Source organism: Paraburkholderia sp. UCT70 (assembly GCF_050434085.1).
Lineage (GTDB): Bacteria > Pseudomonadota > Gammaproteobacteria > Burkholderiales > Burkholderiaceae > Paraburkholderia > Paraburkholderia tuberum.
This window is the reverse complement of sequence record NZ_JBNPVZ010000004.1, coordinates 930,963-955,434: the sequence shown is the minus strand read 5'-3', so window position 1 is coordinate 955,434 and position 24,472 is coordinate 930,963. Positions and strand designations below refer to the sequence as shown.

19 protein-coding genes and 3 pseudogenes are annotated in these 24,472 nt (G+C 61.7%); 9 read left to right on the top strand and 13 right to left on the bottom strand.

Annotation, left to right across the window (positions count from 1 at the left end; all coding sequences use genetic code 11):
- Positions 1 to 26: 26 nt before the first annotated feature.
- Together OKW41_RS30035 and OKW41_RS30030 are read right to left on the bottom strand one after the other, a co-directional pair.
- Positions 27 to 1,038 (bottom strand): annotated as a pseudogene (locus tag OKW41_RS30035) (Ku protein).
- Between the two features lie 201 nt (positions 1,039 to 1,239).
- Entirely contained in the window at positions 1,240 to 2,475 is a 1,236-nt protein-coding gene (locus OKW41_RS30030) for a cytochrome P450 (RefSeq protein ID WP_429574891.1), read from the bottom strand.
- Positions 2,476 to 2,756: 281 nt separating this feature from the next.
- On the opposite strand from OKW41_RS30030, the gene serB reads away from it, so the two are divergent.
- Positions 2,757 to 3,596 carry a phosphoserine phosphatase SerB gene (serB, locus tag OKW41_RS30025; protein WP_429574890.1) on the top strand — a complete coding sequence of 280 codons (840 nt, stop codon included), beginning with the start codon at positions 2,757 to 2,759 and terminating at the stop codon, positions 3,594 to 3,596.
- 132 nt (positions 3,597 to 3,728) lie between these two features.
- Here the strand turns inward: serB and ltrA (OKW41_RS30020) are convergent, their stop codons facing one another.
- The 6 genes from ltrA (OKW41_RS30020) to rimO form a co-directional block, all read right to left on the bottom strand.
- A complete protein-coding gene (gene ltrA / locus OKW41_RS30020; protein ID WP_187620135.1) occupies positions 3,729 to 5,096 on the bottom strand; it encodes a group II intron reverse transcriptase/maturase in 1,368 nt (455 codons plus the stop codon).
- A 469-nt stretch (positions 5,097 to 5,565) separates the two neighbouring features.
- Positions 5,566 to 6,750, bottom strand: a complete 1,185-nt coding sequence (locus tag OKW41_RS30015) for a cystathionine beta-lyase (protein ID WP_429574889.1) — start codon at positions 6,748 to 6,750, stop codon at positions 5,566 to 5,568.
- 84 nt (positions 6,751 to 6,834) lie between these two features.
- Complete coding sequence (locus OKW41_RS30010) at positions 6,835 to 7,503, bottom strand: hypothetical protein (RefSeq protein ID WP_429574888.1); 669 nt, start codon at positions 7,501 to 7,503, stop codon at positions 6,835 to 6,837.
- Between the two features lie 63 nt (positions 7,504 to 7,566).
- Positions 7,567 to 8,751: a beta-ketothiolase BktB gene (gene bktB, locus OKW41_RS30005; RefSeq protein ID WP_429449663.1), complete on the bottom strand. Its 1,185-nt coding sequence runs from the start codon at positions 8,749 to 8,751 to the stop codon at positions 7,567 to 7,569.
- 85 nt (positions 8,752 to 8,836) lie between these two features.
- On the bottom strand, positions 8,837 to 9,787 hold the full coding sequence (locus OKW41_RS30000) for a sugar kinase (protein WP_429574887.1): 951 nt from the start codon (positions 9,785 to 9,787) through the stop codon (positions 8,837 to 8,839).
- 3 nt (positions 9,788 to 9,790) lie between these two features.
- A complete protein-coding gene (gene rimO / locus OKW41_RS29995; protein WP_429574886.1) occupies positions 9,791 to 11,176 on the bottom strand; it encodes a 30S ribosomal protein S12 methylthiotransferase RimO in 1,386 nt (461 codons plus the stop codon).
- Between the two features lie 15 nt (positions 11,177 to 11,191).
- On the opposite strand from rimO, the gene OKW41_RS29990 reads away from it, so the two are divergent.
- From OKW41_RS29990 to OKW41_RS29960, 7 genes and pseudogenes are all read left to right on the top strand, one after another.
- Positions 11,192 to 12,853, top strand: coding sequence for a recombinase family protein (locus OKW41_RS29990; protein WP_429574885.1), 1,662 nt, complete (start codon positions 11,192 to 11,194; stop codon positions 12,851 to 12,853).
- Between the two features lie 720 nt (positions 12,854 to 13,573).
- Positions 13,574 to 14,014: a helix-turn-helix domain-containing protein gene (locus tag OKW41_RS29985; RefSeq protein ID WP_429574884.1), complete on the top strand. Its 441-nt coding sequence runs from the start codon at positions 13,574 to 13,576 to the stop codon at positions 14,012 to 14,014.
- A gap of 538 nt (positions 14,015 to 14,552) precedes the next feature.
- Positions 14,553 to 14,696, top strand: a pseudogene (locus OKW41_RS29980) (IS256 family transposase); the annotation flags it as partial.
- Between the two features lie 51 nt (positions 14,697 to 14,747).
- Positions 14,748 to 15,770 (top strand): IS30 family transposase, encoded by a 1,023-nt coding sequence (locus OKW41_RS29975; protein WP_429448106.1) that lies wholly within the window; start codon positions 14,748 to 14,750, stop codon positions 15,768 to 15,770.
- A gap of 36 nt (positions 15,771 to 15,806) precedes the next feature.
- Positions 15,807 to 16,928 (top strand): annotated as a pseudogene (locus OKW41_RS29970) (IS256 family transposase); the annotation flags it as partial.
- A gap of 291 nt (positions 16,929 to 17,219) precedes the next feature.
- Positions 17,220 to 17,681, top strand: coding sequence for a hypothetical protein (locus tag OKW41_RS29965; protein ID WP_429574883.1), 462 nt, complete (start codon positions 17,220 to 17,222; stop codon positions 17,679 to 17,681).
- A 361-nt stretch (positions 17,682 to 18,042) separates the two neighbouring features.
- Complete coding sequence (locus OKW41_RS29960; RefSeq protein ID WP_429574882.1) at positions 18,043 to 18,513, top strand: hypothetical protein; 471 nt, start codon at positions 18,043 to 18,045, stop codon at positions 18,511 to 18,513.
- Positions 18,514 to 18,797: 284 nt separating this feature from the next.
- On the opposite strand, the gene ltrA (OKW41_RS29955) is transcribed toward OKW41_RS29960, so the two are convergent.
- The 5 genes from ltrA (OKW41_RS29955) to OKW41_RS29935 all read right to left on the bottom strand — a co-directional run bounded on the left by ltrA (OKW41_RS29955) (position 18,798) and on the right by OKW41_RS29935 (position 23,419).
- Positions 18,798 to 20,276, bottom strand: coding sequence for a group II intron reverse transcriptase/maturase (ltrA, locus tag OKW41_RS29955; RefSeq protein ID WP_429574881.1), 1,479 nt, complete (start codon positions 20,274 to 20,276; stop codon positions 18,798 to 18,800).
- A gap of 779 nt (positions 20,277 to 21,055) precedes the next feature.
- A complete protein-coding gene (locus OKW41_RS29950; RefSeq protein WP_429574880.1) occupies positions 21,056 to 21,577 on the bottom strand; it encodes a hypothetical protein in 522 nt (173 codons plus the stop codon).
- 191 nt (positions 21,578 to 21,768) lie between these two features.
- Positions 21,769 to 22,032 (bottom strand): hypothetical protein, encoded by a 264-nt coding sequence (locus tag OKW41_RS29945; protein WP_429574879.1) that lies wholly within the window; start codon positions 22,030 to 22,032, stop codon positions 21,769 to 21,771.
- A 447-nt stretch (positions 22,033 to 22,479) separates the two neighbouring features.
- Entirely contained in the window at positions 22,480 to 22,956 is a 477-nt protein-coding gene (locus OKW41_RS29940) for a DUF2628 domain-containing protein (protein WP_429574878.1), read from the bottom strand.
- A 196-nt stretch (positions 22,957 to 23,152) separates the two neighbouring features.
- Positions 23,153 to 23,419: a hypothetical protein gene (locus OKW41_RS29935; RefSeq protein WP_429574877.1), complete on the bottom strand. Its 267-nt coding sequence runs from the start codon at positions 23,417 to 23,419 to the stop codon at positions 23,153 to 23,155.
- 605 nt (positions 23,420 to 24,024) lie between these two features.
- Between OKW41_RS29935 and OKW41_RS29930 the strand changes: the two genes are divergently transcribed.
- Positions 24,025 to 24,453, top strand: a complete 429-nt coding sequence (locus OKW41_RS29930; protein ID WP_429574876.1) for a hypothetical protein — start codon at positions 24,025 to 24,027, stop codon at positions 24,451 to 24,453.
- Positions 24,454 to 24,472 lie beyond the last annotated feature (19 nt).

Below are 24,472 nucleotides of genomic sequence, written 5' to 3'. Positions count from 1 at the left end.
GTGCGATAGACGGCTGGGCCGCGCGCTCAGGCCGCCGCGCGCCGTTTGCGGGACGTTGCGGTGGTTTTCGACGTCGCGCGCCCGCTGCCGCCGCTACCGCTGCGACTGCGCGCCGTGCTTGCCGCGCGCGGCTTTTTGCGCGCGGGCGCGGCCGCCTCTTCATCGGACTCGGCTTCGCTATCGCTCTGATCCTCGTCCTCGTCGGCGGCGCGCTTGCGGCCCGTGGTGGCCTGCTTGCCCTTGCCGCGGCCAAGACTGCGGCGCAGCAGATCGGACAGGTCGAGAATGTCGGCGGACTTGCGCGACTCGTGCGGCGTTTCGACCTCGACGACCTCCTCGGTCTTGCCCGCCTGGATCTTGCGCTCGACGAGCGCCATGATGTCGTCGCGAAACGTATCGTGATACTGCATCGGGTCCCCACGTCTCGCTCATGTCGTCGATCAGCTTTTTCGCCATGTCGAGTTCTTTCGCCGACACGCCGGCGGCCTTCATGCCTTCGGGCGGCACGTTGAATTCGTCGAAATTGCGCACCTCGTCGGCCCAGCGCAGTGTGTTCAGCGCGAGCATCGGACCGAGCGGAATCAGCGCCGCCAGATGCTGCTTGTTGTGCAGCACGACACTGGCGACGCCGATCTTGCCCGACGCCGTCATCGCCTCGCGCAACAGCGCATAGACTTTTTCACCCTTGCGGTCGGGCGTCAGGAAATACGGCGTATCGAGATAGAGAAACGAGATGTCGGGGGCGTCGACGAACGCGAGGATGTCGACCGTCTGCGTCGACTCGGGGTTCGCCGAACGGATTTCGTCGTCCGACAGCACGACGTAGTGATCCTTCTCGTACTCGAAGCCGCGCACGATGTTGTCGCGGGTCACGTCCCTGCCGGTACGCTTGTTGATCTGCTTGTAACCGATCGGATCGATCGTGCGCTTGTCGAGCAGATTGAAGCCGACCTTCTCCGACTGCGTCGCCGGATAAAGCTGCACCGGTACGTGGACGAGCCCGAAACTGATTGCGCCCCTCCAGATCATGTGTGCCATCGCGCGCTCCCCTGTCCCATGGCCCTGAAATATCAGGCGCAGCAGCAAGCGTGCCCGCGTTTCGGCGCGCTCGACACTGCTGCCACGCGTAAAGCAGGAGCGGTTCGGCTCGGCGGCGTGCTGTCATGGGGTTGTAAGTCTTGCGACGAGGCGGCAAAACCTACGGTTTTCCTGGTGCGCGCGGTCTACGCGGCGCCCGCATCAAGGCTCGAGCAGGACCGGTACCGACGCAAACCCGCGAAACCGCACGCGCCCGCCCCGCGTCGGCTCACCATCGACGCGATACGCCGGGAAGCGCTGCACGAAGCGCCCGATCGCAATCCGCGCCTCCAGCCGCGCCAGCGACAGACCCGCGCACTGATGGATCCCGAACCCGAACGCGAGATGCCGGTTCGGGTCGCGGCGGATATCGAAGCGGTCCGGCTCGGCAAACTGCTCGGGATCGCGATTGGCCGCGCCGATGCACAGCGTGACCGGCGTGCCGCGCGCGAGCGCGACGCCGCCGATCTCGGTATCGACGGTGGCCATGCGATTGCCGAGCTGGTTCGAACTCTCGAAGCGCAAGCACTCCTCGACCGCGGTGCCGATCAACTCCGGCTCGCGCAGCAGCGCGGCACGCTCGTCAGGCCACTCGCTCAGCGTGACGAGCCCGTTGCCGATCAGGTTGGTGGTCGTTTCGTGCCCGGCGTTAAGGATGAAAATGCAGTTCTGCAGCAGTTCGGCTTCAGATAGCTGCTGGTCCGGCCCCTCCCCCTGGATCAGCCGCGTCAGCACGTCGTGCTGCGGATCGCCCGGCTCGCGGCGGCGTCGTGCGACGAGGCCGCGCAGATAGTCGACGAATTCGCTGACCGCGCGATTGCCGCGCTCGAACTGCGCGTCGGTCAGCGACGGCTCGAGCGCGCCCAGTATCGCGAGCGACCAGTCGCGCAGCGGCGCGCGTTCATCGTGCGGCACGTCGAGCAGATTGCCGATGACCTCGACCGGAATCGCCGACGCGAATTCGTCGATCAGATCGATACGCCCGCGCTGCGCGGCCGCATCGAGCAGGCCGTCGACGAGCCGGATCAGGGCGGGCTCCATCGCCGCGATCGCGCGCGCGGTCAGCGCGCCGGCGATCAGCTTGCGCACACGCGTATGGCGCGGTGGATCGTTGAACACGAGACTCGTGGTGTGATGCGCGTAGAGGAGAGAGTCGCCGTATTTCGGGCGGAACTCGACGGTCTTGTCGGAGCTGAAGGTCTTGGGGTCGCGGTAGACCGCCTGCACGTCGCGAAAGCGCGTCAGGAACAGCGAGCCGTCGGGCATGCGCCGGATTGGCTCATAGCTGCGCAGTGCGTGATAGACCGGATAGGGATCGGCGTAGAACGCCGGGCTCAGATGACGCAGATCGAAGTCGCGGGCAAGGGAGGATGCCTCGCTGGCCGTTGCCGGGGTCATGCGTTGTCTCCGTGGGGCGTCTTGTTGCGCCCGTGTGGGGTGGTGGGTTCGTGTGACCGTATTCGTTCGGCCTGTTCCGTTACGGCGATGCGCCGATCGCCGGCTTCAGCCAACGCGACGACTGCATCACATGATTCGATGCGCCAGTATGAACCGCACGCCGCCGGAGCGCACGGCAAGCCCGGCACAGCCGCCTGCGACGGGCCAACGCACAGAACCGATACAATAGCGGGATTTTCCGCGCGCCACGCGCCTCTTTCTTCCCGCGTCACCGGTCGTCCATGAACCTCGTCATTCAAAGCGTCGCCCCCCTTTCCGCCGACCACCACAAAACGCTCGTCGCGCTCGCACGCGGCTCGCACGCCGCCGTCATCGACGGGCACGCGATTCGCATCGCCGACGCGAACCTCGCGCAACGCGCCGACGTCGAAGCGTATTGCTATGCGCATCAACTCGACTACGCGTTTGTCGAAACCGGCCGCCAGTTGAGCGACTTCGGCCTCGTCGCGATGGACATGGATTCGACGCTGATCACGATCGAGTGCATCGACGAAATCGCCGATTTCTGCGGGCTCAAAGCCGAAGTCGCGGCGATCACCGAGGCTGCGATGCGCGGTGAGATCAAGGACTTCAACGAGAGCCTGATTCGTCGGGTCGCGCTGCTGAAAGGGCTCGACGCCAGCGCGCTCGAGCGCGTGTACGAGGAGCGGCTGCGGTTGTCGCCGGGCGCCGAACGCATGCTGGCCGGCGCGAAACAGGCGGGCCTGAAAACGCTGCTCGTGTCGGGCGGCTTCACGTTCTTCACCGCGAAGCTGAAGACGCGCCTTGGGCTCGATTTCACGCGTGCGAACACGCTTGAAATCATCGACGGCAAGCTGACCGGCAATATGATGGGCGAGATCGTCAATGCCGACGTGAAAGCGCGCACGCTGCGCGAAACCTGCGCGACGCTCGGCATCGAACCGTCGCGCGCAATTGCGATGGGCGACGGCTCGAACGACCTGAAAATGATGACCGAAGCCGGACTCTCCGTTGCATTCCGGGCGAAGCCGGTGGTGCGGGAAGCAGCCAGCGTGTCGTTCAATTTCGTTGGACTGGACGGTTTGCTGCGGTTGATTTGAGGCCGGCGCTCAAGGGATCCGTTCGGGTCTGCCTGATACTCAGGGCAATCGGCATAGGGGGCAGCCTGAGGCTGCGCCCCTGCCACACCACCCGGCATGCGGGTCCGCACCGGGCGGTTCGGGAAGTTGAGGTTAGGAGAGTCGGGGCACACCCAGCTGATCGAAGTAAGTGATGGTCAGCACGCTGTTGAGGAGCTTGCCGCTGTTGCACCACCAGCGGCGACTGTTCGCCGCCACCTGTTGTGCCACAGAGCATGACGCGCCCAGCGCGCGCAGTTCCCGGTAGATGGTTGAGCCACGGCGCCAATGCTTAAGCTGGATGGCGCGTAGTCGGTGGCGCAGCCACTCATCCAGCTCACGCCAGACTCTGGGGGTTTGCGCCAACCGGAAGTATGCCCTCCAGCCCTGCACATAAGTCCGCAACCGTGCCACCACGTCCTTCATGCTGCGCCCGCCAGATCGGCGGGTCAGTTCACGAATGCGGTGCCTGAACGCCAGCAGCGGTTTGGCCGCCACCTTGCGCTTGACCACACCGCCTGGAGCCACCCATAAGCTGTAACCCAGGAACTTGCGACCGAACACACTCGCGACCGCACTTTTGGTCTCGTTGACCTTCAGGCGCAATCGCCCATACAGACGTCGCAGCAGCACCATTACCCGTTCGCCCGCGCGGCGGCTACGAACATACACGTTCGCATCGTCGGCGTAGCGCGCAAAGCAGTGGCCCCGCCGCTCCAGTTCCTTGTCCACCTCATCCAGCAACACGTTGGCCAGCAGCGGCGATAGCGGCCCGCCTTGCGGCGTGCCCTGGGCTCGCTGCTGAACCACTCCATCATCCATGATGCCGCTGTTCAGATACGCCCTGATCAGCCGGATTACACCAGCGTCTCCAATGCGTTTCTGTAGGCGGTCGATCAGGATGTCGTGGTTGACCCGGTCGAAGAACTTCTCCAGGTCAACGTCCACCACGATTCGCCGGCCTGACTGCACGTACGACTGCGCGGCAAGCACCGCATCGTGTGCACGCCGTCCGGGCCGGAAGCCGTAGCTATGCTCGCTGAAGGTGGGATCCAGAACCGGCTGCAGCACCTGCAGCAGAGCCTGCTGGATCAACCGGTCCGTTACCGTCGGGATACCAAGCTCGCGCTCGCCTCCGTCCGGCTTCGGAATCGTCACCCGCCGTACCGGGCTGGGCCGGTACGTCCCCTTCAGCAGTTGTTCACGAATCGCTGGCCACGCCGTCACCAGATGGCGCGCAGTCTGGTCAACGCCCAGACCATCCACCCCAGCGGCTCCTTTGTTGGCCCGCACCCGTTTGAACGCCCGCTTCAGGTTCTCTCTCGTCAACGCCGCTTCCAGCAACGCTGACCCTGTGCTCCCGGGTTCATGCCGCGGGCAGCCGGCTTCGTCGCTCACAGGTACATGCGCAGCTTCACCACGCGCTGCTCCCGCTCGCCCCGTTTGCACGGGCATCTGACGCATTGCCTGCCGCATCGGCATATCCCTGAACACTCCTTCCCGTTCGGTCCTTCGTCACCAGCTTCAGCCTTGCCGACCTGTCCTGTGACTACTACGACCTCGGCTGACTTCTCGCTCCGGTTCGACACCGTTGCCCTTTCAGGCATGAGGCGAGATCTCCCCAGGTAAGAACGCACTCCTTCACCGCACAACCGCCGGATTTACGGCACCAATCCTTGACCACAAGAGCTTCGCAGATTCGTGCCCGCTCGCCCTGATCGGTGCCGCCTCATATCCGGTTCTTGTCCATCGGCTCACGGCTTTGCTCCACGCTTCCTCCCCACGCTCGGTCACCCTTACGCAGTTGCGCTTCACTTCATTCGCTGTGGTCAGCTTATGGGAGGACTTGCACCTCCAGGAGTGCGCCCATGCTGGGCGCACACAAAAAAGCCCGCCGGGAAGAGATCCCGGCGGGCTTCTCGAACAACGTGTCGAACAGGGCTAACGCGTGTTAAGCCAGCCTGGCCAGGCTCTGCTCGATATCCGCACGCAGGTCCGCCTCGTCTTCCAGACCGATATAGAAGCGCACCAACGTGCCGCGATGCGGCCACTGCGCCGCAGTGCGCATCGACGCGATGTCGTACGGCATCGCGAGGCTATGCGCGCCGCCCCAGCTCCAGCCGAGCGAAAACAGTTCGAGCGACTCGCAAAACGTGTCGATCCGCGCCGCGCTGTAGCGTTCGTCGAACACCACCGAGAACAGTCCGCCCGCGCCGCTGAAATCGCGCTTGTACACTTCGTGCCCCGGACAGTCGGCGAGCGCCGGATGCAACACCGCGACGATTTCCGGCCGGCTCTTCAACCACGTCGCGAGCGACAGCGCCACGCGATCGTGCTGCGCGAAACGCAACTGCATGCTCGGCAGGCTGCGCAGGATCAACGAGCAGTCGTCCGAGGACACGCCGATCCCCATGCGCATGCGCGCCGCCTTCAGCTTCACATGCACGTCGCGGTCGACTGTGATCGTCGCGCCCATCAGCACGTCGCCGCCGCCCGACTGGTATTTGGTCAGCGCCTGCACCGAGATGTCGACGCCGTGGTCGAACGGCCGGAACGCGAGGCCCGCGGACCACGTGTTGTCGATCGCGGTGACGACCTTGCGCGCGCGCGCCGCCGCCGTGATGGCCGGTACGTCGGGCACTTCCATCGTCACCGAGCCGGGCGCCTCGATCCAGATCAGGCGCGTGTTCGGCTGGATCAGACTGGCGATGCCCGCGCCGATCAGCGGATCGTAGTAGCGCGCCGTGATACCGAAATCGCGCGCGAGCCAGTCGCCGTGGTCGCGGTTCGGCGAGTACACGTTATCGGGAATCAGCACGTCGTCGCCGGCCTTCACGAGCCCGAAGTAGACGTTCGAGATCGACGACAGACCCGACGGCTGCAGCAGCGCATGATTGCCGCCCTCGATCGCGGCGAGGCGCTGAGCGAGCGCGATCTGCGTCGGCGTCGCATGCAGGCCGTAGCGCCATTGCGCGTCGTTTTTCCAGTCGAGCGCGCGCATCGCGGCGAGGTCGGGAAACACCACCGTCGACGCGCGCGTGACGGGCGTCGAGAACGATTCGAAGCCCGGCGTGATCTGGTCCTCGGCACGCACGATGCGGGTCTGCAGGCCATGTTTGAATTTGGATTCAGTCATGTGAAGCTCGGTGAAAAACATCGTGAAGCGAGCCTGAAGCAACGGCCGCGCTGCGCGATTCCGGATGCCCGGCGCGCGTGCGCATCAGTAGCCCGTTTGCAGGTTGCTGACGCCGCCCACTGGGTGCCCGCCGGCAGCGGGTGCCGGCGCGGGAGGCGCCGCTGCGCCGTTGGCCGCGGCCGGTTGCGGTGAGGGGGCTGCAGGCCTGGTCGCCGCACCGCCGGCCGAACCGGCCACCGGCACCGCCTGCCCTGCCGCCAGCGGCTTCAGGCTGAATTCCTGCGGGTTCGAATCGTCGACGTTCATGCGGTCGCCTTCGAGCGAGCCGTCCGCCGCGAACTTGCCGACCCAGTTGCCGGTGATATGCGTGCCGTCGTTCGATTCCTCGACTTCGAGCGTATCGCCGTCGCGATCGCCGGCGATCAGAATCACCTCGCCGCTATCGGTGTACTGATACTCGCCGTGCACGCCAGATGGATCGTCGGTCTTGGGCCCGAGCCGCAGCACGATCGGCCGCGCGCCGAGCGTGCCCGCGTAGCGCGGAAACTTCGCGAACTCGGGGCTCGGTTTCAGCGGCAGCTGGATCGGAGGCGGCGCGGCCAGTGCCTTGACCGCATCGCTTTCCGCCCACGCCTGCGACGGCATCCACAGCACCGTGCCGGCGCACAGCAGTGCGGCAGCGCTCGCCACCACGCCGGCGCGCAGGCGCAAGGCGCGCGTTGCCGAACCCTTCGTCACTTTCGCTTCCTGCATCCTGTCCATCCTTGTTACTGGTCCCTGCTCGCTACCTTTGCAGCGCCGGGCTGCCGTGCGCGATCAGAGACGCTCGAAAACCGCCGCGATGCCCTGCCCCCCGCCAATGCACATCGTGACGAGTGCATAACGCCCGCCAATGCGCTGCAGCTCGTACAGCGCCTTGACGGTAATCAGCGCGCCGGTCGCGCCGATCGGATGGCCGAGCGAAATGCCCGAGCCGTTCGGATTGACCTTGGCCGGATCGAAGCCGAGCTCCTTGCTGACCGCGCAGGCCTGCGCGGCGAATGCCTCGTTGGCCTCGATCACGTCGAGATCGGCGACCGTCAGACCCGCCCGCTCGAGCGCCTTGCGGCTCGCCGGCACCGGCCCGATGCCCATGTACGCCGGATCGACGCCCGCATGCGCGTACGACACGAGCCGCGCCAGCGGCTTCACGCCGCGCCGCTCGGCGACGCCGCGCTCCATCAGCACGACGGCCGCGGCCGCGTCGTTGATGCCCGAGGCGTTGCCCGCCGTCACCGTGCCGTTTTCCTTCGCGAACACCGGCTTCAACTTCGCGAAGTCGTCCGCCGTTGCGTTGAGCCTCGCGTGCTCGTCCGTGTCGAACACGACGTCGCCCTTCTTCGACGGAATCGTGATCGGCAGAATCTGTTCCTTGAAGTAGCCGCTCGTGATCGCGTGGGCCGCGCGACGATGCGACTCGAGCGCGAGCGCGTCCTGCGCGTCGCGCGAGATCTCGTACTTGCGCGCGACGTTCTCGGCGGTCACGCCCATGTGGATCGACTGGAAAGGATCGTTGAGCGCGCCGACCATCATGTCGACCAGACGCGCGTCGCCCATGCGCTGTCCGAAGCGCGCGGCCGGCATCGAGTACGGCGCGCGGCTCATGTTTTCCGCGCCACCGCCGATCGCAATGTCGGCGTCGCCGAGCAGCACGCTCTGCGCGGCCGAAACGATGGCCTGCAAGCCCGAGCCGCACAGCCGGTTGACGGTCAGCGCGGGCGTATGCTGCGCAACCCCGCCGTTGATCGCCGCGACGCGCGCGAGATACATGTCTTTCGGCTCGGTGTGCACGACGTTGCCGAACACGACGTGTCCGACTTCGTCGCCCGACACGCTCGCGCGCTCGAGCACTTCGCGCACCACGCGCGCGCCGAGATCGGTCGGCGCGAAATCCTTCAGGCTGCCGCCGAACGTGCCGATTGCCGTGCGCACACCGCTCACCACTACTACGTCCCGTTGCATCGCTTGCCCCTCCTGTTGTCTCTCCAGTTCGCCTGGATGATTGCGCCAACGCAGACCATGCTGCGCCGCGCAGCTTACGTAATATCTACCCCGCCAGCAGCCGCTCGACGGTCTCGCGCGACGGAATCGGCGCGACCGCGCCATAGCCTTGCGTGGACAGCGCGGCGGCAACGTTCGCGTAGCGCGCGGCGGCAAATGGATCGTCGCCCGCGACGATGCGCGCGATGAATGCGCCGCCGAAACAGTCGCCGGCGCCGGTTGCATCGACCGCATCGACGACGTGACCCGGCACGACGCGTCGCTCGTTAGGCGTCGCGATATACGAGCCGTCCTTGCCGAGCTTCAGCGCGACCACGCTCGGTCCGTGCGACAGCAGAAAATCGACGATCTCGTCACGGCCGGTCAGCCCCGTCAGTTCGGTCACATCGTCCCAGCTCGGCAGGCAGATGTCAGTCTGGCGGATCGCCTCGAGCATCACCGCGCGCGCCCGCGCCAGCGGCCACAGCTTAAGACGCAGATTGGTGTCGAAGCTCACGCGCGCGCCATTCGCGCGCGCATGCGCGATCGCTTCGAGCGCGGCGTCGCAGGCGCTGACGCTGATCGCGAGACTGATGCCGGACAGATGGACGACCTTCGCCGCCGCGAGCGCGTCGCGCGGCAGATCGGCGGGTGCATAGCGGCTCGCCGCCGAGCCCGCGCGCAGATAGTCGAACGCGTGGCCGTTGGGGCCGTGAGACACGAAATAGACGCCGGTCGACGCTTGCGCATCGATGCGCACGAGCGACGTGTCAACCTGCTCGCGCTCCCACAGATCGACCAGCAGGCGTCCGAAATGATCGGCGCCGACCGCCGACACGAAACCGGTCCTCGCACCCTGGCGCGCAGCCGCGATGCAGAAGTTCGACGTGTCGCCGCCGAAGCCTTGCAGGTAGTTCGGTTGATCCTTCGCCGACTGGTTGAATTCGATCATCGCCTCGCCGAGCGCGAGGATGTCCGGTGTGTGAGCTTCAGGCTGTGCGGCCGCGCTGTGCGTCATCGCTTAGACCTCGCCCCACAAATCGTGGCCGTCCGCGCCGGTGATCTTCACCGACACGAAATCGCCGACCTTGTAGCGCTTCGACGCCTTGGCGGACGGCGCGATATAGACGACGCCGTCGATCTCCGGCGCATCCGCCGCGGTGCGGCCGATGCCGCCGTCCGCGTTGATTTCGTCGACGAGCACCTTCAGCGTCTTGCCGACCTTCCTCGCGATGCGCTTGGCCGACACCTGCTCGGCCACTTCCATGAAGCGCGCGCGACGTTCCTCACGCATTTCATCGGGCAGCGCGCCGTCGAGTTCATTCGCGCTCGCGCCTTCGACCGGCGAATACGCGAAACAGCCGACGCGATCGAGCTCCGCCTCGCGGATGAAATCGAGCAGCGTCTCGAACTGCTCTTCGGTCTCGCCCGGAAAGCCGGCGATGAACGTGCTGCGGATCGTCAGATCGGGGCAGGTCTCGCGCCAGGCCTTGACGCGCTCCATCACCTTCTCGGCGTTGGCCGGGCGCTTCATGCGCTTCAGCACTTCCGGATGCGCGTGCTGGAACGGCACGTCGAGATACGGCAGCACGTGGCCCTTGTACGGACCCTCGGCCATCATCGGAATCACTTCGTCGACGCTCGGATACGGATACACGTAATGCAGGCGCACCCACGCACCATATTGCGCGGCGAGTTCGCCGAGCGCGGCGACCAGATCCGTCATGCGCGTCTTGATCGGCTTGCCGTTCCAGAAACCGGTGCGATATTTGACGTCGACGCCATATGCGCTCGTGTCCTGCGAGATCACGAGCAGTTCCTTCACGCCGGACTTGAACAGGTTCTCCGCTTCGAGCATCACTTCCGCGACCGGGCGCGACACCAGATCGCCGCGCATCGACGGGATGATGCAGAACGTGCAGCGGTGATTGCAGCCTTCGGAAATCTTCAGGTACGCGTAGTGGCGCGGTGTGAGCTTGACGCCCGCGGCGGGCACCAGATCGACGAACGGATCGTGCGGCTTCGGCAGATGGCTGTGCACCGCCTGCATCACCTCGCCGAGCGCGTGCGGGCCGGTTACGGCGAGCACCTTCGGATGCACTTCCTCGATCAGCCCCGAACCGCTCGCGCTCTTCTTCGCGCCGAGGCAACCGGTGACGATCACCTTGCCGTTTTCGTTGAGCGCTTCGCCGATCGCGTCGAGGCTTTCCTGCACGGCTTCGTCGATGAAGCCGCAGGTGTTGACGACCACGAGGTCCGCGCCGTCATAGGTGCCGGAGATTTCGTAGCCTTCGGCGCGCAACTGGGTGATGATCTGCTCGGAATCGACGAGGGCCTTGGGGCAACCGAGCGATACTATACCTATACGGGGCGATTCGGACTTGGTGATGCTCTGCAGCTTAGACATTTGGGGATTCTTGGAATGACAGCAAAGTCGAGAGTTTACAGCTATTTACGCTTCTCAGACCCGAAACAGGCGGCCGGTAGCAGTGCAGACCGCCAAATAGAGTACGCGAACCGCTGGGCGGCTGAGCACGCCATGCAGCTCGACGAGACCCTCTCCCTCCGCGACGAGGGGCTGTCAGCCTATCACCAGAAACACGTAAAGCAAGGGGCGTTAGGGGTATTCTTGCTCGCGGTCGACGAGGGGCGCATAGCGCCGGGCTCGGTTCTGGTCGTTGAAGGTCTAGACCGTTTGAGCCGCGCCGAGCCTATTCAGGCGCAGGCGCAACTCGCGCAGATCATCAACGCCGGCATTACCGTCGTCACCGCCAGCGACGGCCGAAAATACAACCGGGAAAAACTGAAAGCTCAACCGATGGACCTGGTCTATAGCCTGCTGGTTATGATCCGTGCGCACGAAGAATCGGACACGAAGAGCAAGCGAGTCAAGGCAGCGATCCGCCGGCAGTGTCAGGGATGGATCGCCGGTACATGGCGCGGCGTCGTGCGGAATGGCAAGGATCCACATTGGACCAGCCTCGGCACAGACAACCGGTTCGAGCTGGTTGCGGAACGCGCCGACGCGGTGCGCCTGATGATCGACATGTTTAAACACGGACATGGCGCCGTCAGGACGATTCGCGAGTTGGCGGAGCGAGGATTGTCGATCACAAATGGCGGCAACCAATCCCAGCACATTTACAGGGTCATCCGCAACCGCGCGCTGATCGGCGAGAAATCGCTTGAGGTTGATGGAGAGACGTATCGTCTCCAAGGCTACTACCCGACGCTTCTAACCGAGAACGAATTCGCCGAACTGCAGCACCTGGCCGAACAACGCGGCCGCCGCAAGGGCAAGGGCGAGATCCCGGGTATCGTCACCGGCCTGGGCATTACATACTGTGGCTACTGCGGCACGGCCGTCATCGGCCAGAACCTGATGACCCGGAAGCGAAAGGAGAACGGACACCCCCAAGACGGCCATCGGCGTCTGATCTGCGTAGGCTACAGCCACAATCAGGGATGTCACGTCGGCGGAAGTTGTAGTGTCGTACCGGTAGAACGCGCCATCATGAATTTCTGCGCCGACCAGATGAACCTTACCCGGCTTCTCGAAGGCGATGACGGATCGAAGGCCCTTGCCGCCCGCCTCGCGGCGGCACGGCAGCGCGCTAAAGACGTCGAAACGCAGATCACACGTGTCACCGAGTCCATGCTGGCAGATAGTGACGCCCCTCCCGTGGCGTTCGTGCGAAAGGCGCGAGAACTCGAGTCACAGCTCACCGCCGAGCAAAAGGTAATTGAGACGCTAGAGCATGAACTCGCGGCCAGCGCGAACAATGCCACCCCGGCGGTGGCGGAAGCATGGGCAATGCTGGTTCATGGCGTCGAACAACTCGACTACGAGGCGCGCACTCAGGCCAGACAACTCGTCGCCGACACGTTCAGCAAGATCGTCGTTTTCCGAAAGGGTTTCGACCTGGCTAACAACTCCGAGGACACGATCGACCTGCTCTTAATTGCCAAGCACGGCAATACGCGAATTCTGCGAGTTGACCGTCGGACAGGCGCATGGAAGGCGGCTGAAGATTTGGACTTGTCCGGCGAGATACCGATTCCCACCGGCTCGACCGTCGCCTAACTTCTGCCGCTGCCGATCTGCACCGCCACGGCTCAAGCCTCTATCGGCCGAGACCAGAACCACACACCACGTCCCTTATCGCGCCGCGCCGGATCGGTCCGCCGGCGGCCAGGAACGGTCCGTCGCACTCTGTCGGCGAACGTCTGCTGATGTGCAACGAGCCACCATTTGGCAAAGCGATGGCGAGCGACGATTCGACGGAGGAGCAGCTCCATTTTCAAGTGCTGTGTGCAGCGGCCCGGATTCGATGGCCATTCCGGCCGACCAAGACTATCCGCCCCCGTGCTTCTCGCCCAAGCCAGGGCTTCCGCAATGTGTCATCACGGACGGCATAACGGCTGGTGCGAACCCAGCCGTGAGCCGCGGTTTTCATCCATGCGTCAGCCTAACTGTCCGACCCCATCCTGCTCGCATAAGCCTGCGAGACACTGAGCACAGCAACGCCCCCCAAGACGATTGCGGTGCTAGCCGCGAGGCCCAGCATGAAGGTCACGAATCGATCAGACGATCGCGCGCCGACCTTTACTCCTCCGCGATTCAACTCAAAATCAAAGCTGCTTTCCCGGTCGTGGTTGCTCATATCTTTTTCTCCTCTGGCAAAGTCGACCCAAATGGCGACAATGCGTATTATGCATAAAAAAGCATAAAAGTTATGTTTGTTTCTTTTGTGCATTGAAATGCAATTTATGGCACACTGGTTGCTTTTTCACGGGTCGCGTCATGGCAGAAAAGAAACGAGCGGCGTACGCGGCGTTGGTCGGCGGTGTCTTGGCAGAAGAAAGAGAATTGCGGGGGGTGTCTCAGGGAGCCGCAGCTGGGGCGGCCGGGTTAAAGCAATCGACGTGGGCACGGATGGAGGCGGGCCGTGGCTGCACCCTCGAAAACCTCGGCAAAGCATGTAGCGCTTTCAAGCTTGAGCCATGGAAGCTGTTGAAGGTCGCAGACGACCGAGCGGAAGCCTTGAGGGGACAGGAGATTGAAGTTGTGTTTGAGTCAGAAACTCAAACGGTTGATACGCAGGGTGCTTGGTTGACCGGTAGCGAACTTGCTCGCGTAAGCCTTTCCGCTTTGGCCGCCAAGTCGTCATTAGCCGCTTTGGCTATTGCAGCGGGTGCCGGCATAGCTGGATACATCGACAGGCTTTTCGAGAAAAGGGACTGACGTCAAAGGCCACGCCGTATCACGCACTGATCAGCCGCCTCAACAGACCGGTGCGGACAATACTGGACATAAAACTTGATCTCTCACAGACGCAAAAGCCACCAGGAGTCGCGCATGGATCGACAACCGGCTCCTCCAATGTGGACAGCCTAATCCATCGTGAGCATGGACGGGAGCGAACACGTATCGGCGGCCGCCAGATACGTCCGACCGGGCGCCGTGGGCGGAATGGCCGCTTTGCAGCGCGGTGGTGACATTTGTAGAAACTAGCTGAGGGGCGGCACTGGGTCGGGCGCTGCCGATCGCGGGCGCGCGGCGTTCGGGTTGCGGATACCGTTCGGATCGGGCAGCACGCGGCCATGTTCAGCCCTTCGACCGCGCGCCGTGGCGTACATTCGGGTGTCGGCTCTGAGCGGGGAACCTGGAGTTAAGGTCGAAACTGGTGTTCGGGCGAGGCAGGGATTTGAAGGCGGTGGCGGTTTAGCTGAGAATGTTGCTTGTCTAGAGTAACAACCAGCCAAACCGAGATCCACCACCAATGAAGAAGGTTACAGAAGAAACGAGCGCGGGTAAATCGGAAGCGCCCGCCAGCGGTCTTGATGATTTGATCCAAGAAGGCGCGCGGCAGATTGTCCAACAAGCGATTGAGGCAGAATTGGCGAGCTTGCTCGAACGGTTTGACAAGGCGGCCTCAAATCTGAAGTGCAACACCTGTTTCGTATAAGGTGTTGCGATGCACGAAAGAACTCAGTATCAACAACTTCAGCCTGAAGAGCGCCTGATCATTGCAAGTCTGCATCTGCAGGGTTCGAGTATCCGGGCCATGGCCCGGATACTCGGTCGCTCGCCAGCCACCGTTAGCCGTGAACTGGCGCGAAACAGCTTGCCTGCTGGCTACGCGTCCGTGTCGGCTGAAGCGCTCAGTGCCGCACGCCGCAGCGCGGGTCGCCGCCCCCCAAAGCTTTGCCTGCAAAGCGTCTGCTGGCGCATCGTTCTCACTCTGCTCGAGTGGAAATGGTCACCTCAGCAGATATCGGGCACACTGAAGCGTATGTATCCGACCGACCCAACCCAGCAGGTTTCGCACGAAACCATCTACACGGCTATCTACGCCCAGCCGCGCGGCGAACTGCGCCGTCAGCTCATTGCGTGCTTGCGCCATGGCCACAGCACGCGCATGCCGCGTACACGGGGCACAGACCGGCGCGGACAGATTCCCGACATGGTCAGTATTCATGTGCGGCCGCCCGAAATCGAAGACCGACTGCTGCCTGGGCACTGGGAAGGCGACTTCATCAAGGGTGCCGGCAACCAGTCCTCGGTAGGCGTGCTGGTTGAACGGACCAGCCGTCTGGTGCTGCTTGCCAGGATGGAAGATGCCACCGCCGCTTCAGCGCTGGCCGGCTTCTCCGCCAAACTCAATTCGATTGTCGCGCCATTACGGCAGAGCTTCACCTACGACCAGGGCAAAGAAATGTCGCGGCATCAAGAACTCACCGCCGCAACCGGCGTGAAGGTGTACTTCTGCGACCCGCACAGTCCCTGGCAACGCGGCACTTGCGAAAACACCAACGGGCTGCTGCGCCAGTATCTGCCCAAAGGCACGGACCTTTCGGTCTACAGTCAGGACGAACTTGACGCTATCGCCGACAGTCTGAACAGCCGACCTCGTGCAACTCATGCCTTCCATTCGCCGTTCGAGGTCTTCGCCGCGACCCTTGCTTCAGCAAGTCAACCTCAAGGCTCTAAACATTAAACCCGCTGTTGCGCTTCACTCTTGAAACCGCCCAACGTAAAGACGCTCGATGGAAGGCGAACCGTGATTCGCAACGGCTACCTGCCAGAGCGTGAGGTCGTGACAGCGATCGGTCCGGTCACCGTGAAGGTGCCGAAGGTGCGCGATCGCTCAGGCTCGGGCGTGAAGTTCAATTCGGACATCGTGCCGCCCTATGTTCGAAAGTCACCCCGCGTGTCAGCAGCGTTGCCTTGGCTCTACCTGCGTGGCGTCTCGACTGGCGACATGAGCGAGGCGCTGAGCGTGCTGCTCGGTGAAGAGGCCAAAGGTCTTTCGCCGAACGTGGTTAGCCGTCTGAAGGCTCAGTGGGCCGATGAGCACGCCCTTTGGAATCAACGCGATCTGTCAAACGCGCGCTGGGTCTATTGGTGGGCTGACGGCATTCACACGGGGCTGCGCAGTGACGATTCGGATGGCCAGTGCTTGTTGGTCATCATCGGCGTAAAGCCGGACGGAACGAAAGAACGCGTGGCAATCGGCGACGGGTTCCGCGAGTCGAAGGACGCCTGGTGCGAGCTCTTGCTGGACCTGAAAGCGCGAGGCCTGCAAAGCGGCCCGCTGCTCGCGGTCGGAGATGGAGCAATGGGATTGTGGGCAGCATTGGCTGAAGTGTTTCCGAAGACCCGGCACCAGCGCTGCTGGTTCCACAAGACTGGAAATGTGCTCAACGCTTTGCCCAAATCACAGCATGGTCGGGCCAAAGCTGGACTGCAAGAGATTTGGCAAGCCGCCACGCGCGAAGAAGCGCTCGCGGCCTTCAACCGCTTTACTGATGCTTATTCGGCAAAGTATCCGAAGGCGACGGAGAAACTCACAAAAGACAGAGATCAACTGCTGGCCTTCTATGACTTTCCTGCCGAACACTGGCAGCACTTGCGAACGACCAATCCCATTGAGTCGACCTTTGCCACCGTTCGACATCGAACAACCCGCACGCGCAATTGCGTCTCGCGTGCGACGTTCCTGGGCCTCGCATTCAAGCTGATCGAGTCGGCGGAAAAATCGTGGCGGCGCATTCGTGCACCCGAAAAAATCGCCTCGCTGCTCGAAGGCGTCCCGTTCAAAGACGGACTACCGGTGACCGACAGCACACCGGCTCAGCAACCGCTTGCCGCCTGATCGCGCCGATTAATACGAACACCACATTTGACAATAACTCGGGAACCTGACGCCCGTGCTTGGCGACGGCGGCCTAGCTCGGCGGCGAACTACGGGAAGCGCAAGATGCCGATGCTAGCGTCATTCGAGCGTAGCCGCGTCCAAATGGCGACGAACTGCGGCAGCCAGCGCGGGCGGCTTTCCGAAAAATGGACTGGATTCCCATGGACGTGCCGGACCGCACAATTTGTCAGTTAACAAATGGATTATCGTGACCTAATCGGCCAACTATAACGAAAGGGCGTCCGCAAGATGAAGCGTTCGGTATCGACGATGTTATGTTGCTCTGCATTGCTTGCTTTCGGTGCCAACGCCGAGGAATCGGCGCAGGTGGTGGGGACCCCAAGAACGGCGAAGCTTGAAATGGATGACGGAGCCCTATTAATCGGCGCGGGAAACCTGACCTGTCGGCAGTTTGACGACGAGTTCATTAAACACGAACCCGCCCGGATGTATGGCATCAACCAGTGGGTCTGGGGATTCATGAGCGCCTATAGCGTGCGCAACAATTTTGGTGATAAGAGAAGGGCCGACGGGCTGGGTAATCTGCTGACCGCGCCGGACGGTGATACGGCGCTTGTCTTCCTCTCAAATTTTTGCTCTCTGAATCCGTCCGCACACGTTTTAGACGGCACGGTCGAACTCACGCGGAGATTTGGCGGCCACATAGTCTGGGGCGAAAGACGTCCAGCTCCCGGCTGGGAGGGTTTCTGACCGCATTACCCGACTGGCCAATGGCTCGCCAACCAACTTGACGCGGCGAGCGGCGGTTCCGCTTTTGGAAGCGGGCGTTGCGATGGCGCGAGTCCGAACGGCTGGTCAAGGACGGGTTCGGCCGACCGGGTCGGGCTGCAGGTCGGCCATGAGCAGCCTTTCTCGCGTCTATCAGAGCCGGTGTTTGTCAACGTAGTTGTCGCGTCGCTTTGTACGGGACGCGGTTCCGATTGCTGGCGCAGACTTTTTGCCTTTCGGGCTCCGTGTAGGCTTCCCGGTCAACGAATCGCGTGGTGCTACGCACATACAGGGAATTTTTACAGCTTTACGCTCGGCAGTCGAAAAATCAAGGAGGCCAAGAATGAAGAAGCTTTGGGGATTTCTCGCGCTTTTCGTAGGTGCTTTTCTATTCAAGTTTGCTCCAGTGCTCATGGGAGCGGCGGTGGGTTCTGCTGCAGGCCAATCCTATAGAAGCTCAAACAAAGAGGCCGAAATCGACAAGCAGCTAGTGGCTACAATGAATGAGATAAACAAGAACACACCTATGATGCTGGACAAAATCACGCGTCTGGATACCACGATCGGGCTACATCACCAGTTTACGTACGTCTACACGACGGTCGGCTACAAAGGTGCTGATATTCCGCGTGACGCGTTTGTAGCGCAACTTCGTCCGTACTTGGTGAACGGGCTATGCACCGGGGATGCCATGAAGGTCTTTAGGGACAACAACATCCCCGTCAACTACAGCTACAAAGGGGAAGACGGAGTTGCGATTGCAGTAATCACAATCACAAATAGCGACTGCAAGCGTGTTACTGGCGCTCTATGACGTGGTGCTGTGCTCGTCGCTCACGCCCTTTACGGCGTGAGCCATTTCGGGCGCACTTTAGGGACGATTAAGCATGACAGTTGACTCGTGTTGGTTGGATTGGGTTGGCACCGAATGAGCTCGGGTCTGCAGCAGGCCGGGCTCCGTGCCGGCCCGCAAGCTCGCGCAGCGGCACCAGCACACGGCGCCGAAGGACCGGAATGGGTCGAGGATTGCGGTAGGGATGCCCATTACTGAGCACCCCCCGCACAGATCCCGGCGTGCCCAATTCGGGCACCGGGCTCCTACCTCGGGTGTTTGACGGCGAAGCGCCGGTCAGGCCACGGATGAAGGATTCGAGGGGGCGGAAGCCAGGCATTGGCGATTCGTCTCATTCGCTCCCACGTCATGGCGTCCTTCTGACTGCGCCGCCGGAGCGTGCGCCGCCATAGAGCGGTGACGTGATGTCGAAATGCGCCGAGTGCCCGCGAGTTGGTAGGCACCGCGTGATACGCAAAGTATCCGCGAACTACCTGCCTGAGCCATTGCCCTTGCACTGGAATCGGTTCGTGCATGCGCGTCCGTAGCGCCTCCTTGATCTGCCTGAGTCTCGCCCGCATGCGATCCCCTCGGGTCTTCCGCTGCAACTGGAAAGCCCCGCGACGAGACCTGCCGCAGATAAAGATGAAACCCAGGAAGGTGAAGGTCTCCGGTCGGCCAAGACCCCGGCTCTGGCGGTTGACCGCTGCATAGCGGCCGAACTCCAGCAGCCTCGTCTTGTCCGGGTGAAGCACAAGCGAGAACTCCTCCAGCCTCAAACGCATCGCGTCCCAGAATCGCCGCGCGTCAGCTTCGTGCTCGAAACCGACAACGATGTCATCTGCGTATCGCAGAATGATGACGTTGCCTTTGGCTTCCCGCCGTCGCCACCGGTTGGCCCAGAGATCGAAGACGTAGTGCAGGTACACGTTCGCGAACAGCGGTGAAGCCACTGATCCCTGTGGTGTCCCTGTCTCACTGACGCTAAGCTCTCCGTCTTCCAGAACACCCGCCTTGAGCCACTTGCGCACAAGACGGATGATGCGCTGGTCGCCGATCCGGTGCTCCATGAAACGGACTAGCCATTCCTGGCTAACCGAGTCGAAGAAGCTCCGAAGATCCGCGTCCAGAATCCAGTTCACCGGGGTGTGGGTGATGGCCGTCGCCAACGCATCCAGCGCATCATGTTGACTACGCCCGGGCCGGAACCCGTACGAGAAACCCAGAAAGTCTTCCTCGTATATCGCGTTCAGCACTTCCACCACCGCACGCTGGACGATCTTGTCTTCCAGCGCGGCAATCCCCAACGGGCGCTGTTTGCCGTCCGGCTTCGGTATGTACTGTCGCCGAACAGGCAGTGCCCGGTACGCTCCGCTCTGTACCTGCGCGTACAGGCGCTGGAGATTCTCTTCCAGTCCCGCCTCGTAGTACCGCCACGTCAGGCCATCCACTCCGGGAGCCGCATTGCGTTTAAGCGCAAAGAATGCCCCTCGGAGCCGGTCGGCCGTAACGTGATGCAGAAGCGCGGTGAACCGTTCCTGCTTCCGCTGTCTTGCAGCTTGCCGTACACGTTCCAGCCCCTGTGGCACGCTTGCCCGGTTCTGCGCCCGGTGCGTGTGTGGCTGACCCGTGTTCCCCTCGGTCCCCGCCCTTGGCTCCGCCCACTCCGCAGCTGGTTCCCCAGCCTTGTTCGCAGGCTTCATCGCTACTACGGCGGAGTCTGACTTCTCCCGTCCGTTCATCATCGGCTACGGCTCCTCGCCTTCCCGATGCGGACCTGTCCATCCTGCAACAGGCCAGACTGGAGATCTCCCGGTTCCCGAACAAGGAGCGTGCGCACATGCCAGGTTCTACGACCACGCCGGGTCATCCGGGCGCTCGCGATTGCGCGCTCGGACGTTTTGTCTTCCGCTACACAGACAGCGTCGGCACCCGGAATCAGTTTTCTATCGTGGCTCAATGGCTGGCCTGCACGTACCCCTGCCGACGCTTCGCCGACATCCTCACGGATGCCTGCGCACGGCTCGGGGCCGATGTGGTTCGCTATTCCTTCATCGCAGTGGACTTGCACCACTTACTCCTTGCCGGTCTCCCGGCGCACCCGTGTGAAAACGCAAAAGTACTCGATTTTTGGGTGTCGCTTTACCCTTCCCGAGTTGCCACTAGGCCAACACAGAGCGATCTGGAGGGTCAATTTTTTCGAGCACCGCATTCCGCATGCGTTTTCACACGGCCTCGGTCGGGTTATGCCTGTTGCATGAAGCACGGGCCGGGAACGAGTCGCGTGCCCGGTCGTGAGACGCAGTGCGGCCAATTTGAGACGCTCGACGAGTGCCCAACTCCGTCTCCAACCACGCACAAAGCAGGCGCTCTGGCCCCAAAGGCAGAGCGTGCAGTGCAATTATTTACCGCATTGCGCATTCGTTTTTCCGTCTCGCGCTCGCCACGGCCATGTTCATTTCCATCGCAACGTGGAACAACCGCCGCCGTTCCACCCCGAATAGCGAGGGATGCCGATCCTCAATCAACCCGGGAAGTAACATTCGTGAAACCAGTTAAACACTGACTTTGCTTTTGACAAGTACAGGGTTGATACGAGAAATTTGCTGGCATCCTGCGACGGTTTGAAAACAATTGACATTTGGCTATTCTCGGAAAGGTTCTTTTGAAGAGTAATGCCGTAAAATACCCGTATCACCATCCAGCCATCCTCATCAAACATGAATTGGCTAGCCTCGAACTCTTTACCTTCAATGACCAATTCAGCTTCGACATCTTTTCTAATCGAAGTCTTCGCAAACATGGCTGCGACTTCTTTATTGAAAAGCCCAACAATCAAGGCGGCTGGATCTTGGGCGGAGTGAACGAATTTAACCTGCCAGACGTAATTATTCTTTGGATCAAGTGCCACACCATCGGCTATGCAATTCGTGTCCGCATAGCTTGTCTGCCATCCATCAATATTATTTGTGGTAGCCGCCAGTGACTGGTCTACCAAAAAGAACTGCAAGAATATTGATAACGCAACAAGTCTTATGTTATTCATGAGAAAACAATTTCAGATAACTAATCATAAATTTAAGAACTACGGCGAACAACTTTGTCGATAAACAGTTCCGCGCTATCGTTTACCGGCAAGTTTTTTTATGTTTACGTGCAATTGCATCTCATCAGGTTTAACGAATCCGCGTTGCTTTCTCTGCGGCCACCCGCAGGGCAGGCGGCCGCCTGCGCAGGTCAGTCGCAGCGCGTCAGAATCTGGTTGCCGACTTGCTGCGAATAACAGCGACGTTGCGCCTGATATCCCTGATTGTCGGTGTAATTCTCTTGGGTGTAGGCCATATTGCCGATCATCTGCGTCGTTGCCTGCGAACTCTGGTTCTGGCCGAAGTTGCCGTAGTTGTTGCCGCCGGGGATCGGTACCGGGTTCCATTGCAGGTTGCCAGCGTAGGCGGCACAGGGAAGCAGAGCCAGCGCGAAACAGGACAGGGGTTTTTTCATTGAGTTTGGTCTCCGTAGGCAAGCGATGAAACCCTAATTCTAGGCGTCGTGCCACGCTGCAACAAGCGCATTGTTGTTGCGCTGCACACGGTCGCGTCACTGAGCCCATCACCATTCCCAGGTGCCGGAAAAGTGACATCGAACGGCCGCTCTGCGAAAACTTGAGTGTCGGGTTTGGGTCGTCCTCTGTCATTCGCTCGTCGCACGCTGATCGTGTCAGCGCACGGCGCCTACGCAGCGAACTGCGCCGGACGAAGTACGGCGACGCGCGTCATAGAAAAAGGCTCCGAAGCGCCGCCTGTGTGTTCTCCAGTTGGGATCAGGTCGCTGGCCCCTAGTTCGTGCTGTACGGGCTGACGGCGCGATCTCCTGTGCGCGCCCCACGCGAAGCGCTATACGCAAACCGAATAGCGCGTCTGCAAGGGCCTATGGAAGCCACTGACGCGGCTACGGTGTAGTGAACTCGTGCCGGCAATAGCGACAGATCTTCGCCTCGGCGAGCACCGACTCCGCGCAGGCCGGACACTGTTTCTTCGCAGGTGAGGATTCGGGCTTCAGTTGGATTTGCGGCATAGCTTCCGGGCGGCGGCGATTAGCATCAAGCCATCCGCGCGATTGATAGGAGCGAGTCACAATGCCGCGCGCGCACAACGCCACAACGAACTGGAAGGTCATCGCGAGCGCGAAGCCGAGGATGCCGCCGCCGACACTCAGCCCGACGGATGCCAGAAACTCGATTGCCGCCCAGCTCCATGCGCCCTTGTACGCGAAGTACAGCGGTCCGAACAGCATTGCCCAAATAACCGAAGTGCCCGTCACCACCTCGATGTGGCCGTTCGATGGATGCTCGAACGAGCTGGGTGCGTAGTCCCGGGCAGAGCGGCGGTGGACAGAGAACGAGTCACTATCCGAGGTGTAATGCATGAGCGTGGTAGGCCTTCTTTCCTCAGTCATGTTGGTCCTGATGAGTTATGAGATTCAGATGGGCGACAACGACGCGTTCAAAGGAGGTTCTGCAACGGCTGGCAGTGTTCCCAAACCTTAATGATGATCGACTCTTTGACCGGCTTAGGGCCTTGACATTCTCCCCCGTGTAAAGCTTACGGGGCGCAGCGTGGGTTTACAAGTGGTTCTCGGTGGGTAACGACGGACAGAGATCTCCGCGCACTTGGTAGGTGACGCGGACATCGGGAAAATGCTTCGCCAGGGATTGCCGGGCCGGTTCGGGCTGGCGCTCCTCGTCGATGATCACCGTGAGGCACCTAGCGCTCCAGGCGATCTCGCCGGAGATGCCGCGCGCGAACAGGGCGCCGGCGAGTCGTTGCTGGAAGCGTAGGGTTTGCATGGTTAGCGGCGACGCTGAGATCACAGGCGCAGCGTCATTCATGCGCTGCGATGCTGCAGGAAATCCGCCCGAAAGGGCTCGCCGTACAGACAGCCGTTTGCCGCACGGGTGTCGGCGACGAACTGCTCGAGCGCGCCACGCTACAGACGGTCGCCGCCGATCACGCACCCGCGAATGACGGCGGAATAGTCCGATCCGAACACTTCGCCGTGCCGCATCACCATCGAGATCTGCGCCTTCAAAATCCTCATCGTCTGTCTCGAGATCCGTCCAGGCTGCGCGCTCGTAATCTGTCGGCTTCAACGGTTTACGGAAGACTAGGCGCGACGCGCTGAGTTCTCGCCCCTCGCGCATTTCCAGCGCCTGTCGCTGCGCGCCTGCTGTCGTCATATGCGCTGCGCCGCCGACTGATTCACGGGTCGGCCACGCCGCGTAGCTCATACAGAAAGTCTCGTCCGGTGATGATCATCCGCAACGCGCACGGCGTGGCGCGAAACCCGCGACGCTCGACGGCCCACAAACGACACTAAGGTGTCGTCCTCCAGCACCGCAGCCACTTATTTTTCCGTTTTTGCACGTTTTTATGCTTGACGATGCATTTTATCTGCGTGTATAGTGAATTTACGTTACAAAACGGAGATTTAAGTATGACAAAGCATATTTCAGTTCCTGTCGACGTCGATCTTTTTCTAAGTTTGGTGGACTTCTTGCGCAGCAAGAGCGACTCTCGCGAACCTGTTGAGGTGATCAGCACGGCCATCGAATATTGGCTCGACAGCGCCAGTTGGAAACCTGAGCTGCTTACGGAAAGCAGCACTCGTGGCTACCAGTGGAAGAGCTTGTTCCTGCCCGAAGGCACAGAAATACGAATGCAGTACAAGGGCGCCTATTCCTACGCAAAGGTCGAAGGCGACGAAATCATCTACAACGGCAAATCGATCTCGCCGGGCAGCCTCGCGAACACGATAGCGAGCAGCAGCAGAAATGCTTGGAAAGACTTGTGGGTTAAACGACCTGACGACAAGGAATGGCGTCTGGCGGACGACTGTCGCAATGAGCAAAACGACACGGCTTAACCGTGTGCCTAGCGATCAC

Bases quoted from the DNA above. Each gene is read 5' to 3' on its own strand.
- OKW41_RS30030 (WP_429574891.1), bottom strand. From the start codon at position 2,475: ATGACCCCGGCAACGGCCAGCGAGGCATCCTCCCTTGCCCGCGACTTC.
- serB (WP_429574890.1), top strand. From the start codon at position 2,757: ATGAACCTCGTCATTCAAAGCGTCGCCCCCCTTTCCGCCGACCACCAC.
- ltrA (WP_187620135.1), bottom strand. From the start codon at position 5,096: ATGCCGATGCGGCAGGCAATGCGTCAGATGCCCGTGCAAACGGGGCGA.
- OKW41_RS30015 (WP_429574889.1), bottom strand. From the start codon at position 6,750: ATGACTGAATCCAAATTCAAACATGGCCTGCAGACCCGCATCGTGCGT.
- OKW41_RS30010 (WP_429574888.1), bottom strand. From the start codon at position 7,503: ATGCAGGAAGCGAAAGTGACGAAGGGTTCGGCAACGCGCGCCTTGCGC.
- bktB (WP_429449663.1), bottom strand. From the start codon at position 8,751: ATGCAACGGGACGTAGTAGTGGTGAGCGGTGTGCGCACGGCAATCGGC.
- OKW41_RS30000 (WP_429574887.1), bottom strand. From the start codon at position 9,787: ATGACGCACAGCGCGGCCGCACAGCCTGAAGCTCACACACCGGACATC.
- rimO (WP_429574886.1), bottom strand. From the start codon at position 11,176: ATGTCTAAGCTGCAGAGCATCACCAAGTCCGAATCGCCCCGTATAGGT.
- OKW41_RS29990 (WP_429574885.1), top strand. From the start codon at position 11,192: ATGACAGCAAAGTCGAGAGTTTACAGCTATTTACGCTTCTCAGACCCG.
- OKW41_RS29985 (WP_429574884.1), top strand. From the start codon at position 13,574: ATGGCAGAAAAGAAACGAGCGGCGTACGCGGCGTTGGTCGGCGGTGTC.
- OKW41_RS29975 (WP_429448106.1), top strand. From the start codon at position 14,748: ATGCACGAAAGAACTCAGTATCAACAACTTCAGCCTGAAGAGCGCCTG.
- OKW41_RS29965 (WP_429574883.1), top strand. From the start codon at position 17,220: ATGAAGCGTTCGGTATCGACGATGTTATGTTGCTCTGCATTGCTTGCT.
- OKW41_RS29960 (WP_429574882.1), top strand. From the start codon at position 18,043: ATGAAGAAGCTTTGGGGATTTCTCGCGCTTTTCGTAGGTGCTTTTCTA.
- ltrA (WP_429574881.1), bottom strand. From the start codon at position 20,276: ATGATGAACGGACGGGAGAAGTCAGACTCCGCCGTAGTAGCGATGAAG.
- OKW41_RS29950 (WP_429574880.1), bottom strand. From the start codon at position 21,577: ATGAATAACATAAGACTTGTTGCGTTATCAATATTCTTGCAGTTCTTT.
- OKW41_RS29945 (WP_429574879.1), bottom strand. From the start codon at position 22,032: ATGAAAAAACCCCTGTCCTGTTTCGCGCTGGCTCTGCTTCCCTGTGCC.
- OKW41_RS29940 (WP_429574878.1), bottom strand. From the start codon at position 22,956: ATGCATTACACCTCGGATAGTGACTCGTTCTCTGTCCACCGCCGCTCT.
- OKW41_RS29935 (WP_429574877.1), bottom strand. From the start codon at position 23,419: ATGAATGACGCTGCGCCTGTGATCTCAGCGTCGCCGCTAACCATGCAA.
- OKW41_RS29930 (WP_429574876.1), top strand. From the start codon at position 24,025: ATGACAAAGCATATTTCAGTTCCTGTCGACGTCGATCTTTTTCTAAGT.